This is a genomic window from Microbacterium sp. LTA6 (assembly GCF_045690355.1).
GTDB lineage: Bacteria > Actinomycetota > Actinomycetes > Actinomycetales > Microbacteriaceae > Microbacterium.
In genome coordinates this window covers 1,802,427-1,816,014 of record NZ_CP147855.1, presented here as the reverse complement: position 1 = coordinate 1,816,014, position 13,588 = coordinate 1,802,427, and the positions used below count along the sequence as shown (strand labels likewise).

9 protein-coding genes are annotated in these 13,588 nt (G+C 66.8%); all 9 read right to left on the bottom strand.

The window, feature by feature from the left end:
- Positions 1 to 65: 65 nt before the first annotated feature.
- Positions 66 to 2,450, bottom strand: coding sequence for a glycoside hydrolase family 2 TIM barrel-domain containing protein (locus tag LTA6_RS08535; RefSeq protein ID WP_407359173.1), 2,385 nt, complete (start codon positions 2,448 to 2,450; stop codon positions 66 to 68).
- Positions 2,451 to 2,456: 6 nt separating this feature from the next.
- Positions 2,457 to 3,119, bottom strand: coding sequence for a YesL family protein (locus LTA6_RS08530; protein WP_407359172.1), 663 nt, complete (start codon positions 3,117 to 3,119; stop codon positions 2,457 to 2,459).
- An 80-nt stretch (positions 3,120 to 3,199) separates the two neighbouring features.
- On the bottom strand, positions 3,200 to 4,759 hold the full coding sequence (locus LTA6_RS08525) for an ABC transporter substrate-binding protein (protein ID WP_363549070.1): 1,560 nt from the start codon (positions 4,757 to 4,759) through the stop codon (positions 3,200 to 3,202).
- A 62-nt stretch (positions 4,760 to 4,821) separates the two neighbouring features.
- Positions 4,822 to 5,814 carry a carbohydrate ABC transporter permease gene (locus LTA6_RS08520; RefSeq protein WP_341977439.1) on the bottom strand — a complete coding sequence of 331 codons (993 nt, stop codon included), beginning with the start codon at positions 5,812 to 5,814 and terminating at the stop codon, positions 4,822 to 4,824.
- Entirely contained in the window at positions 5,801 to 6,694 is an 894-nt protein-coding gene (locus LTA6_RS08515) for an ABC transporter permease subunit (RefSeq protein ID WP_341977437.1), read from the bottom strand. The genes LTA6_RS08520 and LTA6_RS08515 overlap by 14 nt, the downstream gene beginning before the upstream one ends.
- Positions 6,695 to 6,875: 181 nt before the next feature.
- Entirely contained in the window at positions 6,876 to 9,704 is a 2,829-nt protein-coding gene (locus LTA6_RS08510) for a glycoside hydrolase family 43 protein (protein WP_341977435.1), read from the bottom strand.
- Positions 9,705 to 9,831: 127 nt separating this feature from the next.
- A complete protein-coding gene (locus tag LTA6_RS08505) occupies positions 9,832 to 11,133 on the bottom strand; it encodes a glycoside hydrolase family 27 protein (RefSeq protein WP_407359171.1) in 1,302 nt (433 codons plus the stop codon).
- Positions 11,130 to 12,044, bottom strand: a complete 915-nt coding sequence (locus LTA6_RS08500; RefSeq protein WP_407359170.1) for an aldose 1-epimerase family protein — start codon at positions 12,042 to 12,044, stop codon at positions 11,130 to 11,132. The genes LTA6_RS08505 and LTA6_RS08500 overlap by 4 nt, the downstream gene beginning before the upstream one ends.
- Positions 12,044 to 13,567, bottom strand: a complete 1,524-nt coding sequence (gene araA / locus LTA6_RS08495; RefSeq protein ID WP_341977429.1) for an L-arabinose isomerase — start codon at positions 13,565 to 13,567, stop codon at positions 12,044 to 12,046. Before araA ends, LTA6_RS08500 begins: the two co-directional genes overlap by 1 nt.
- Positions 13,568 to 13,588 lie beyond the last annotated feature (21 nt).

Here is a 13,588-nt window from a genome sequence, read left to right as displayed (position 1 = left end):
CACCGCGTTCCCGCCCTCACTCGGCGCACGTCGGGCGCTGTGCGCCGACCTTCGCCAGTATCCCATCACTCGATCACCACGAGGGCATCTTCCAGCCCCTCGACACGAAGCCGCACGGATGCCGGTCCGCCGGCGCGCACGAAGACGATCAGACGCCCGTCCAGCGTGCGGCGCTGCGGAAGCGCATAGGGGGTGACGTCGGCGAGATCGCCGTTCTCCAACCCGAGCAGTTCCCCGCCCTCGATACTCGCCTCCACGAGCACGTCGCCGCGCGCGACGGCACCGCCCGCGTCGCGGATGGTGCATTCGATCTGCACGATGGCCGCGGCGGGCAGCCCCGCAGCGGCGCACCGCGCTAGTGCGTCCCCGGGCGACTGCCACACAACGGCCTCGAGGTTCGCCGGCTCGCCCGCGCTCTCGAGACGATCGGTGGCGACCACGGTGCCGCCGCGCAGCGTTTGCACCTCGACGGGCCCGGTCAGCGCCGGCACCACCCCGCGCCAATAGCCGTGCTCGTCGTCCCACTCGACATCGACCTGCTGCCCGCCGACCGTCAAACGCACCTCGTCGGCCCGGGCGAAGCACAGGACCTCGGTAGGACCAGCCGCAGCGAAGTCGACCGACCGCGAGACCGGGTGGCTCCAGAACGACGTCTCCCCCTCGGTGAACGGCCGGACCACGAGATGGGCGAGCGGCTCATCCGACCACCAGCTGCGACGCAGATGCCACGTGTGCTTCGGGAAGCCGGCGAGGGTGAGCAGACCCGCACCCGACCCGTGGATGGGCCACCCATGGGCCTCGCCGAGATAGTCGATGCCGGTCCAGAGGAACTGGCCGGCGATGAACTCGTTGCCGGTGACGGCCTGCCAGTCGGCATATCGATGGGAGTTCTCGCTGCCCAGGAACGGCGTGCCAGGGAACCGACGGTGGTCGTCCTCGTACAGGTGCTCCTTGTAGTTGTATCCGACGACGTCGAGCGGTTCGAAGAGCCCGGTGCGGCTGGAGAGCTCAGGGAACGCCGCGGCCAGCGTCACCGGCCGGGTCCGATCGCTCTCGCGGACGATCCGCGCGAGGTTCCTGGCGATCGTCGTGAGGCGGCGGATGTCAGGACGGGTGGGGTCGTACACCCGCTCGGCATCCGGCTTGTTCGCGTCGTTGTTGCCGGTCATCTCGGTGAACAGCGGGCTCGCGTACGGGTCGTTCGGATAGTCGATCTCATTGCCGATGCTCCAGGCGATGATCGACGGATGGTTGCGACCGCCCTCGACCATCGAGGTCAGATCACGTCCGTGCCATTCGGGGAAGTCGGAGGCGTAGCCCTGGTGCCGCGGCGGGTAGACGTTGTGCCCCTGCCACCATTTGTTCTTCGCGTTCTCCCACTCGTCGAAAGCCTCGTCGATGACGTAGAACCCGAGAGCGTCGCACAGCGTGTACAGCTCCGGCGCATGCGGATTGTGCGCCATCCGCACGGCGTTGCAACCCATCTCCTTGAGGGCCAGGAGGCGCCGCAACCACACCTCGACCGGCACCGCGGTGCCGAGGCAGCCGGCGTCCTCATGCAGGCAGACGCCGGTGAGAATGCGCGCGTCGCCGTTGACCGAGAAGCCATGGTCGGGGTCGAAGCGGAAGGTGCGGATGCCGATCACCTCGTTGTACTGTGCCTCTCCCGATGCCGCGCCACCGGTCCACGAGATTGTCGTCGTGAGCCGCTGCAGGCGCGGGTCGTCGTCCGACCAGAGTTCCGGCTCCGCGATCCGCATGTCCGTCGAGGTCGACGAAGACGCACCGGGCGCGATCTCTGCGGACACCTCGGCGACATGGATCCGACCGGTCGTCAGGGAGGTGAGCTCGTGCCGCGCGTGCACGGCGACCTGCTCTGCCGTGCTGTTGATGATCGTCTGCTCGATGCGGATCGTCGCCTCAGCCGCATCCGCCGCCAGTGTGGTCACCACCGTGCCGTGTTCGCGCAGGTGCACCGGCTCGTGCACCTCGAGGTCGACGCGACGCGTGAGCCCCGAACCGTTGTACCAGCGGGAATCGGAGATGTCGGTGTGGTCGACGCGCACGCTGATCACCAGATCATCGTCGGTGGCGTAGGAGAGGATCTCGCTGACGTCGAATGAGAAGCGCGCATGCCCGGACGGACGGCGACCCAGGTGGTAGCCGTTGACCCACACCTCGGCGTTCTTGTAGACGCCGTGGAAGACGAGGCGCACCACGTTGTCTTCGCGCAGCCCGAGCCCTGCCGTGGGAACATGCGCCCGGTACCAGCCGACGCCCCCTGGCAGGTATCCGGTGCCGCTGGAGAACGTGGCGGAGAACTCCTCCTCGACGCTCCAGTCGTGCGGCACGGCGACCGCTCGCCATGGTGCGTCGTCGTACCGCTTCGCCCAGGCGTCCGGGTCGTCCGCTCGCGAGAAGAGCCACTGATCGATGGTCTGCGTGTGCACGGGGTGCTATTCCTCTTCCTGGTCGCTGGCGGGTGCGGATGCCGATATGTATCTCTGGAACACGCGGGCGAAGAGCGCGCCGCCCAGGAAGGCGATGCCGGCGAAGCCGATCATCAGCCAGAGCAGGCCCCACGCGGTGGCCTGCGGATAGTAGATGGTCACGATGACGCTGAGCGCGGTAAGGGCGGCGACGGTGAGCGGCGCGAGCGGATGCCGGATCGACATCCGCCGGGCGTTGCGCAGCACTTCGCCGATGCTGCCCTCGAAGCGAGCCACGTAGGGGAACACATAGAGCGCGGCCATCACGAACATGAACGCGAGCAGGTACCAGATCGCCATCAGCACGATCACGGCGATCGACGGGAGGGGGGCTGTGGTGACGACGTAGTACCAGGCGGCGAGCGCACTGCCGATGCCGGCGAGGATCAGCGCGAGCAGCGTCGACTGCTTGAGATTCCGGCGGAACGAGCGGAGGTAGTCGCCGACGATCGTGCGGTCCGTGTCGGTGGCGATCCGCATGCCCACGAAATTCAGTGCCGTGAGCGACGCGCCGATCGTGACGATGGGGAGCGATGTGAGAACGAACAGGACGTTCAGGATCATCAGATCCGCGATCCGCGTGAGGAATCGCATCAGCGTGGAATCCGGAGCGAGGATGCTGCTCGACATGTCGTCCCCCTCTTTCTGTGAGAGCTTCTGCGGGAGCCGGGCGGGCGAGATGGCCCCGCCCGCCCGGCTGTGGTGCCTGCTCAGCCCTCTCGGGCTTCGTCCCAGGCCTTGATCTGCGCTTCGACATCGGCCCTGGCGTCTTCGTAGCCGACGTCCTTGAGCTTCTGACGCATCTCGGCGATCGCCGCCGCCGGGTCGTCGAACTTGCCGTACTGCAGCTGCGGGATGTACTCGGAGAGCACTCCGCTCATGGCCGCAAGCGTCGATTCGATCGGCGTCTTGTCGACCACGAGCGTCGAGTACGGGTAGTCCTTGGCATCGGCGTCGAGCGCGTCGTAGATCTCGTCCTTGTTCGGCGCCTCGGACGTCCGCGGCAGCTCGAACTCGTCCATGCGTCCAGCCCAGAAGTTGGCGCCGAGACCGTCGGTCGACGAGTCGTAGCCCTCCGGGTAGCCGAGCTTGCCGTCGTCGGTCACGACGTAGTCGGTGCCCTCGATGCCGAAGTTGATCAGGTTGTACGCCTCTTCATCGTTGCGGAGGAGGTCGTAGACCTGCAGCGCCTTCTCCGGGTTCGACGAATTGGCGCTGACCGCCATCGCGCCGTGCGTCTTGATGTCGCGGAAGTAGTTGCCGTTCTCGGACCCGAAGGAGAACAGCTTCGGGTCGGAGCCCGGCTGCTTGGTCGTCATGTTGTCGACGATCTGCCCGACGAACGTCTGCGTGTGGTGCTGATCGGTCCCGGTCAGTCCGGCGTAGAGGAGCTCACGCGTGACGCCGTCGTAGTTCAGCGCGTCCTCACGCCACACGCCGATGTCGTTCCATTCCTTGGCGAGCTCGGCCGCGGCGAGCAGCTCGTCGCCCTCCATGTACCAGGAGGTGACATCGGTCTCGTCGCCCTCGGGCGTCTGGAACGGGAAGTAGTTGCCCGCGGTGATCTGCTGAATGGTCTGCAGGTCGGTGTGCCCCTGGAGGTATCCGGTGAGGGCGAACTCATTGGCGCCGGCGACGTCCCAGGGGTAGGCCTCCGGCTTGTTCGTCTTGATCCACTGGAAGTACGTCGTGAAGTCCTCGAACTTCGTGATCTCGCCGTTCGCGAAGCCGGCTTGAGCCGCCCAGTCTCCGCGGTAGAAGAAGCCGTGGTTGGTCCACTGCGTGTAGGCGTCCTCGGGAATGAAGTAGATCTGGTCGTCGTCGAGCTTGGTGAGCTCCCAGTCGCCTGCGGCATCCACCTGCTCCCATGTCTTCGGCGCGTTCTCCTTGAGCATGTCCTCGCTCAGCGGCAGGAAGGCGCCCTTCTTGGCGTTCTCCCACGCGTACAGCCAGTCGGTCGCGGTGGTGATGAGGTCGACGTTGTCGTCGCCGGAGAGGAGCTGGAGGTTGTACTGCGTCTGCCAGTCGGCCCACTCGACGTAGAACAGGTCGAGCTTCGCGTTCGCCTTCTCGACGAGCCGCTCATTGAGCTTGTCGAGCATGGCCTCGAGGCGACCGTTGGTGGGCTTGTCGCCGAGTACGAGCATGGTGATCTCGGTCGGCGCACCCCCCTCTTGGTCGCCGTCGCCACCGGTGCAGGCGGTCAGCGCGGTCGCGCTGATGCCGAGCGCGATCAGCGCTGCCGTGGACGTGATGATCCTTCTCTTCATGTGAGACTCCTTCGGCTCATATCTGTTGGTGCGGGTGGTGTTGCTGCGGGTAGGGGCGGGGATCAGCCCTTGACGGCGCCGACGGTGATGCCGCTGACGAAGTACTTCTGGACGAACGGGTAGACGAGCAGGATCGGGCCGGTCGCGACGACCGCGCTCGCCATCTTCAGGGTGTTGCTCGGCAGGTCGGTGATGCTGACGTTGGAACCGGCGACGGAGTTGCGCAGCGCGTTCGCCGTGTTGATCACGTTGTAGAGCTGGTACTGGAGCGGTTTGAACTCGACCGTGCTGCCGAGATACAGCGACGACAGATACCACTCGTTCCAGTAGCCGAGGGCGAGGAAGAGCCCGACGGTCGCGAGTGCGGGCTTCATCATCGGCAGCGTCAGCTGCCAGAAGATGCGGAAGTCGCCGGCGCCGTCGATCTTGCCCGACTCCACGATCTCGAAGGGCACGGTGCGCATGAAGCTCTTCATCAGGATGATGAGCCACGGCGTCATCAGCAGCGGCAGCCAGACGGCGAGATAGTTGCCGCGGAGATCGAGCGTGCGACCGATCCAGAGGAAGGTCGGCGCGAGACCGGCGGAGAACAGGGTGGTGAAGTAGATGAAGAAGGAGATCTGGTTGCGGAACCGGAAGTCCGGGCGCCAGAGGGCGTACCCGGTCATCGAGATGACGAGCAGTCCCACGGCGGTGCCGGTGACGGTCATGATGATCGTGACGACGTAGGACCCGATGATCTGACCCGGCGCCTTGAAGATGTACTCGTAGGCCGTGAAGGTGAAGCCTTTGGGAAGCAGTCCGAAGCCGGTCTTCATGATCTCGGACTCGCTGGAGAACGAGGCCGACACGATCAGCACGAACGGCAGCAGGCAGAACAGGGCGAACAGCGAGACCGTGACGTACGAGATGCCGCGCAGCAGGTAGTCGCCGCGTTCGAGCTTGATGGGCCTGCCGGCCGGCTTCCTGCCGCGCGGCTTGCGCCCGGCGAGGACGATCGCCTCGGTGGTCACAGGGTCGGAGATGACGGCGGGTGCGAGTTCAGAAGAGCGCATAGTCCTTGTTCATCCTTCGTACGATCCAGTTCGCCGTCATGACGATCGCGAACCCGAACAGCGACTGGTACAGCCCCACGGCGGTGGACGTCGTGAAGTTGTTCTGCGACATGACCATGCGGTAGACCGCGGTCTCGATGATGTCGGTGGTGGCGAAGAGTGCGGCGTTGTTGCCGACGAGGTTCCAGAACAGGCCGAAGTTGCCGTTCATGATGCCGCCGAGGGAGAACAGCAGCAGGATGATGAAAGTCGGCTTGAGGCTGGGCAGGATGACGTGGCGGATGCGCTGCCAGGCGGAGGCACCGTCGATGGATGCCGCCTCGATCAGCCCCTTGTCGATGCCCATGATGGCTGCGAAGTACACGATGGAGCCGTAGCCGGTGCTCTGCCAGAGCTGGACCAGGATGATGATCAGCGGCCAGGCGCCGGCGGTGCTGTAGATCTTGACCGGATCGCCGCCGGTCTGCACGATGAGGGCGTTGAGCGCGCCGGTGTCGTAGTTGAGCAGGTTGAAGGCGATGACGCCGACGAGGACGACCGAGATGAAGTAGGGCAGGAACATGACGCCCTGGCTGATCTTCTTGAAGTACTTCAGCCGCACCTCGTTGAGCATGATGGCGATCGCGATCTGCAGGATGTTGCCGAGCACGATGAATGCGACGTTGTACAGGATCGTGTTGCGGGTCAGCAGCCAGAGTTGACCGGACTTGAGCAGGAACTCGAAGTTCTTGAGTCCGACGAACGGGCTGCCGAAGATCCCGTCGTTGTAATTGAAGTTCGTGAACGCGATCCAGATACCGGGGAGCGGCGCGTAGCTGAAGAGCAGGAAGAACGCGATCGCCGGCAGGCACATGAACAGGAGCATCCTGTTCTGGATCATGCTCCGCCACACTGATGCGCGCGGTCGGGAGGTCTGCAACTGTGCCATCTTCGCCTCTCTGCGGGATGCCATCGCTTCGTCGTCGAAGCAATTCCAAGACTAAAACTAACCGTCGATGAAAGTCAACAGAAGAAAGTGACGGGCGGCGCCGGTTGACCGACTCCGCCCGTCAGGACAAGGATCAGCCGCAGTTCTTCGCGGCGTAACCCGCCGTCACCGTCGACTCTCCGACGGAGACGACGACCTCGTCGGCGGCGATCGAGGCCTTGCGCGTCGCGGCCACGGCAGAACCCTTCTCCCCTGCGCCCACCGCTTCGACGACCCTGCGCCCGAATGGCGTCTCGACGACGGCATCCACCGGTTCGGCGCCCGCATTGTGCACACTGGAGACGAGCTGCACCTTGCCGGCGATGCAGCGCGTGGAGACCGCCGGAACGAAGTCCGAGGACCGCGCCCCGACCGCCAGGACCGGGATCTTCAGGAACGACCCCGGTGTCGCGAACGTCATCCGGACGGCCGACGCGACGACCGCGTCGAACGAGATCGACGTCGGTGCGCCATTGGCGCTCGGCACGACGTTCTGCGCGCTCGTCGCATGCCAGCTGCCCTCGACATCGCGGTACTCGACCCCCACGGCGGTGATCGTCCCCTCGATGTTCGTGAAGCCGACGCTGTCGACGATGCGGGCCGCCGCCGGCTCGACGGTGAACGTCGCCGAGTCCTTCATGGTGCCGCCGGTCCAGGTCGACCAGGAGGTCGCGGCGCTGCCGTCACAGGCGTTCCGGGCAGGCATCGTCTCCCACTCGGTCTGCGAGAAGCTCGCCGACACGGCCGTGCCCTCAGCCGAGCAGATGTCCTCGACGCCGTCGGCGCCCCAGATCTGCACCTCCGAGATGGACTGCCAGGTGTTGGTCGCCGTCTTCAGCTGCAGGCGGACGCCGTTGGTCCGCGGCAACGCCGAGACGTCGAGCGCTGCGACGGGTGCGGTTGCCGTGGCATCCTGCGCCAATTCGACGCTCACGTCCGCCGAGACCCAGGCGCCCGACGCGTCGAGGTACTCGGCCGCGATCGTCGACGGCCAGGTCGCGCCCGCGCCGTCCTTGTACGTGTGCACGACGACCTCGTCGACGTCCTGCGCCAACGGCCACGAGAACGAGAGCCAGCCGGACTTCGGGTAGACGCCGCCGCCGACCCAGTCATCCCAGCCCTTGCCCTTGACGTTGCCGTCCACGACCGTGGGCGCGAGCGTCGGACGGCTGGATGCGGACACCGCCGACTCCGGCGCGAGATTCACGACCCCTGGGGTGGCGACCTCGATCGTCCGGGTGAAGGTGCGCCCAGCCGTGAACTGCGCGTCCGCCGGGAGCGTTCCGATGATCGCCTGCGTGCCGCGCTCAGTGAACGAGCTCGCGCTCCACTCCACGGCCACGTCGGTGGTCACACCACCGACGTCGACGGAGACAGTCGCCGGGAGGGCATCCGAGAAGTCCTCGCCGGGTTCGACGGTCTCGGGAAGGCCGTCTTCGACGACGCGCCAGATCTCGGTGCCCGTGCCCTTGTCATCCCAGTACGACGCGTCCCAGCCCGCAGCCCACCTGGTCGGATCCTCGGTGGCGGGGTTGCGCATCTCGGCACGACCGTTCTCGCCGATCGTGATCGGCAGCCACACGTATGTGGAGTCGGCAGCGCCGGAGTTCCAGCGATCGCCCATGTAGACGAAGCGGCCGCCGCCGAGGTCGAGCACGTTGGTCGACTGCGATCCGAACGACGTGCGCCGGGTGTCGCCGACGGACAGCAGCCCGTCGCCCCCTTCGGGAATCGCGTTGTAGGCCACGTTCTCGTAGACGTCGCCGGTCTCGACGCCGCGGATCCAGGTGCCGAGGATGCTGTCGGCCGTGTGGTACGTCTGCGGGTTCGGTGCCCACCCGGTCGCGCCGGATGCCACGGCGTAGTACTTGCCGCCGTGTTGGAAGAGCGCGGGCGCCTCGAGCATCCCGCATTCCTTCACGATCTGGAAGTCCTCGCCGCGCACCGGAGCGTCGGCGGTGCCGTCCGCGAACAGATACGGGTAGCGGCCGTCGTCGGAGTACTGTCCGGCGTTCGCCATGTCGACGTCGGTCGTGTGCGTGACGTTCGTGTACGACGCGTCGAGTTCGGCGACGTAGAGCGAGCGGTTCTCCTCGGACGAGTAGACGATGTACGCGGTGCCGTCGTCGTCCTGGAAGACCGTCATGTCGCGCGCCTGACCGGGAACTGCGGCCGAGATGCAGGCCTTGTAGTCGGTGCGGTTCGGCATCCGATAGACACCCGTCAGGCGGAAGGGACCCGTCGGGCTGTCGGAAACCGCGACTCCCGCCATCGATCGGGCGTACATGCTGCCGCCGGCCGAGGTCTGCCCGTCGGAGTGCCACCACAGCACCCATTTGCCCGTCGACTCGTTGAAGAGCACCTTGGGCCGCTCGAAGATCGTGGTGAGCTCGGCGGCGTCGTTGGTGTTGAGGTGGTAGTTCAGCGTGGAGATGCGCTCAGCCCGCGGCTGTCCGGCGTCGTCGACGGTGTCGTAGAGCGTGTCGAAGTACTCGGACTCGAGCTCGGCGGCGTCGGACACCGAGCGCAGCACGACGCCCTCGTCGGTCCAGTTGAGCGTGTCGTAGGACTTGTAGGCGTGCACGCCGGGGCTGCCATAGTAGCCGTTGCTGCGGTCTTCGCCGTACCAGTAGTAGACGGTGCGGTCATCCTCCTCACCGGTGACCACATCGCCTCCTTCGACACCGAGTTCCTGGGCGGAGACGACCGCGCCGCCGTGCGCCTGGATGTGGGCGCCGTTGTCGTCGAACCAGTACGGCTGGAAGTAGCTCGGCGATGCACTCCCCGGGTCCTGGATGCCGGGATAAGAGGTGTACGTCGCGGGGTCGCCGGTGGGAACGGCGGCCTGCGCCGAACCCACAGCCGAAACCGTCAGTACCGCAGCGGTGCAGACCGCCATGGCGACAGCCTTCGTTCTCTTCATAACCACTCCCTTGTGATCGAAGCTTCATCGCTCCGTGTGTTGACGTTAACGGTTGACGTCAACACACATCCAAGCAGGACGGGCACTCGCCGGGCAAGCCCTTTCCCGAATGCGTCTTCCTCAGGCGTCAGTCGCGGTGCCGCAGCAGCGCGGCGCCGTGCGGCTGGAGGGTCAGTCGCAGAGCGGCGCTGCCGGGAGCAACACCGCGCGCCGCGTCGCTCTGCACGGAGACCGGCTCGAGCACGACCGCGTGACCGCTCCAGAGCTCGGTGACCGTTCCCGATGCCGGGAAACCGATGTTCACGGCATCCAACACGGCCTCGAACGGCTCGTCGCCCAGGTTGAACGCTGCCGCGTACCGCTCGCCGGCCGGTCCGTCGGCGGCCCAGAGCACGAGTCGCCCTTCGCGGAACACCTCGCGGTTCCGCGAGGACTGCCTGATCACCGCGAGCGCCTCGGCGTTCTGGAACAGGGCGATCGTGGCGGGATCCGTGGACGGCAGATCGCCGCCGATCATCAGCGGCGAGCGCGCGATGATCCACAGCGTCATCAGCGAGATGCGCTCGTGCGGTGTCAGCCGGTCGTCGCGAGGCTCACCGCGTTCGGCACGGATACCGATGCGTCCGAGCGGGAGCATGTCACCGTCCGGCCAGCCGTGCTCGCCGGCGAACGGCGCCCATCGGGCGAAACGGGCGAAGTTCGCCGCGACGTCATCCCACGAGTCCCACAGGTCGTCGCAGATGCGCCACATGTCCGCATGCGCACGCAGGTGATCGAGCCGTTCGAGCGACAGGTCGCGCCCGGGCGAGAGGCTGAGCACGATGTCGCGGCCGGACCGGCGGATGGCCTCCGCATATGCCTCGATGTCGGCCGCCTGGTACGGCCAGAGCATGTCATCGGACTTGATGAAGTCGACACCCCACCCGGCATACAGTGCGAGGGTCGAGTCGTAGTAGGCCTGGGCCGCAGGGTGCGTGTGATCGATACCCACCATGTCGGGGTTCCACTCGCAGACGTTGGTCACGTCGGCGACATCGGCGGCCTGCGCATCCGTTCCGAGGATCGGGAGGTTCCGTGCGACCGCCCGGCGCGGGATGCCCCGCATCGTATGGATGCCGAAGCGGAGTCCCAGCGCGTGGATGCGGGCTGCAAGCGGGCCGAAGCCCGCCCCGCCCGCTGAGCTCGGAAATCGCACGGGGTCGGGGATCAGCCGTCCCCACTCGTCGAGCTCCAGCGGCGCATCCGCGTTGTAGCCGTGCGAGCGCGCGGCAGGATCGGACCAGTCGATGTCGACCACGACCGTGTCCCAGCCGTGGGCAAGCAGGTGTGCGGCCATGAACTCGGCGTTCGCGAGCACCTCCGCCTCGGTCACCGTGGTGCCGTAGCAGTCCCAGCTGTTCCACCCCATCGGCGGGGTCACCGTGCTCATAGCGCCCGGATGGTCCAGGAAGCGGAGTGCGTGTCTCCGGGCTCCAGCACGACCAGGTCGACCGCGGAGTTGAACGCATCGGGCGGGCAGGTCATCGGCTCGACGGCGAGGCCGATCCGGTGGATGGCGTCCTGCCCCGGGTTGTCGGCCGTGTGCACCTGCACCCACGGGCAGCGGTCATCCCAGGTCATCGCGACGCCGGTGCCGTCGGTTGCCGCCAGGCGGACCTCGGCGACGCCGTCGAAACGCGACAGCCCCGTGAACGCGTGGTCGATGAACACATCGCCGATCGCGCGGGGTGCCCGGAAGTCCCACTCCGGATGCTCCGCCACCGATTCCACGGAGACCGGACTCAGACGGTCGGGGGTCACCGTCAGCACCTCGGATGCCGGCAGCGTGAACGTCCAGTCATCCACCCGGCCGGGGCCTGCGACGAGATAGGGATGCGGTCCGGTGCCCCAGGGTGCGGCATCCGCCCCGAAGTTGCGCGCGGTGACCGTCTGCGTGAGGCCGCCGGAGTCGAGGCGGTACTCGGTCTCGACCTCGACACGGAACGGGTATCCGCTCTGCGGTTCGATGACCGCGGCGAGCACGACGCGGTCGTCCTCGACGACGCGGTCGGAGAACTCCGCCCACGACAGCAGCCCGTGCAGGGCCTGCCCCCGAGCCGGCTCGGTCAGCGACAGCTGGTGCTCGACGCCGCCGAACGTGTAGCGGCCGTCGACGATGCGGTTCGGCCATGGCGCAAGCGTCGTGCCTCGATACCCGGGGCGCACCTCGTCTGCCTCGAACGGCACGACGAGGTCGCGGCCGTCGAGCGTGAGCGCGCGCAGCGAGGCGCCGACACTCGCGATCACGGCCTCGTACCCGTGCGCCGCGATGCGCAGTTGACGCCCCGACCGCGACACCATCAGAAGCCCTGCGCCAGACGGTAGTACGCCTGGTTCCAGCGCACCTGCTTCTGGAACTCCGGCAGGGTCGTCGCGTCATCGATCACGAGCAGCTCGACTTCGGCCATCTCGGCGAAGTCGCGGAACGCCTCGATGCCGACCGCGGTCGACATGACCGTGTGGTGGGCGGCGCCGGCCGTCAGCCAGGCCGCCGCGCTGGTGTTGAAGTCGGGTGCGGGCTTCCATACCGCGCGACCGACCGGCAGCTTCGGCAGCGACGCGCGCGGAGGCACGTTCTCGACGATGTTCGCGGTGAGGCGGAACCGATCGCGCATGTCGCTGAGGGCGACGACGACGGCAGGGCCGGGGTCGGCCGTGAAGACCAGGCGCACCGGGTCGTCCTTGCCGCCGATGCCGAGCGGGTGGATCTCGAGCGTCGGCTTCGCCGTCGTGAGCGACGGAGAGACCTCGAGCATGTGCGCGCCGAGGATGAGCTCATCCCCCGGCGTCATGTCGTAGGTGTAGTCCTCCATGAGGCTCGCACCGCCGGGCAGGCCCGCTCCCATCACGTTCGCGACGCGCACGAGCACGGCCGTCTTCCAGTCGCCCTCCGCTCCGAAGCCATAGCCCTCCGCCATCAGGCGCTGCACGGCCAGTCCCGGCAGCTGCTTCAGGGCGCCGAGGTCTTCGAACGAGGTGGTGAAGGCGCCGAAACCGCCCTCCTCGAGGAACGAGCGCAGCCCGAGCTCGATCGCCGCGCCGTCGCGCAACGACTGGTGACGATCGCCGCCCTTGCGCAGCTCGGGGACGACCTCGTACAGCTCCTCATATTCGGCGACGAGGGCGTCGATGTCGGATTCGGATGCCGCCGCGACGGCATCGGCCAGATCGTTGACGCCCCACGTGTTCACCTGGACACCGAAGCGCAGTTCTGCTTCGGTCTTGTCGCCCTCGGTGACGGCGACGAAACGCATGTTGTCGCCGAAACGGGCGAGCTTCAGGGAGCGGGAGGCCGCGAGACCGGCTGCGGCGCGCTGCCAGGTAGCGAGTTCCTGTCGCACGCGCGGGTCGCTGGCGTGGCCGACGATCGTCTTGCGCGGCACGCCGAGACGCGTCTGGATGTACCCGAACTCGCGGTCGCCGTGCGCCGCCTGATTCAGGTTCATGAAGTCGAAGTCGATGTCAGCCCATGGGAGCTCGACGTTGGCCTGCGTGTGCAGGTGCGCGAGCGGCTTCTGCAGCGCGTCCAGGCCGGCGATCCACATCTTCGCCGGGCTGAAGGTGTGCATCCAGGCAACGAGACCGATCACCGAATCGTCGGCGTTCGCCTCGAGGGCGATCCGCTTGATGGCGGCGGAATCCGTCAGGACCGGCTTCCAGACGATCTTCACCGGGACCTCGCCGGCCGCGTCGAGGATGCCGGCGATCTCCTGCGACTGCGCGGCGACCTGGGCGAGCGTCTCCGGGCCGTACAGGTGCTGGCTTCCAGTGAGGAACCAGACCTCGTAGCCGTCGAGGGAGGTGGTGAGCGGAGTACGGGTCATGAATGGTCCTTCAGTGTTCTG

Coding starts and splice junctions, on each gene's coding strand:
- LTA6_RS08530 (WP_407359172.1), bottom strand. CDS start 3,119: ATGTCGAGCAGCATCCTCGCTCCGGATTCCACGCTGATGCGATTCCTC.
- LTA6_RS08525 (WP_363549070.1), bottom strand. CDS start 4,759: ATGAAGAGAAGGATCATCACGTCCACGGCAGCGCTGATCGCGCTCGGC.
- LTA6_RS08520 (WP_341977439.1), bottom strand. CDS start 5,814: ATGCGCTCTTCTGAACTCGCACCCGCCGTCATCTCCGACCCTGTGACC.
- LTA6_RS08515 (WP_341977437.1), bottom strand. CDS start 6,694: ATGATCCAGAACAGGATGCTCCTGTTCATGTGCCTGCCGGCGATCGCG.
- LTA6_RS08510 (WP_341977435.1), bottom strand. CDS start 9,704: ATGAAGAGAACGAAGGCTGTCGCCATGGCGGTCTGCACCGCTGCGGTA.
- LTA6_RS08505 (WP_407359171.1), bottom strand. CDS start 11,133: ATGAGCACGGTGACCCCGCCGATGGGGTGGAACAGCTGGGACTGCTAC.
- LTA6_RS08500 (WP_407359170.1), bottom strand. CDS start 12,044: ATGGTGTCGCGGTCGGGGCGTCAACTGCGCATCGCGGCGCACGGGTAC.
- araA (WP_341977429.1), bottom strand. CDS start 13,567: ATGACCCGTACTCCGCTCACCACCTCCCTCGACGGCTACGAGGTCTGG.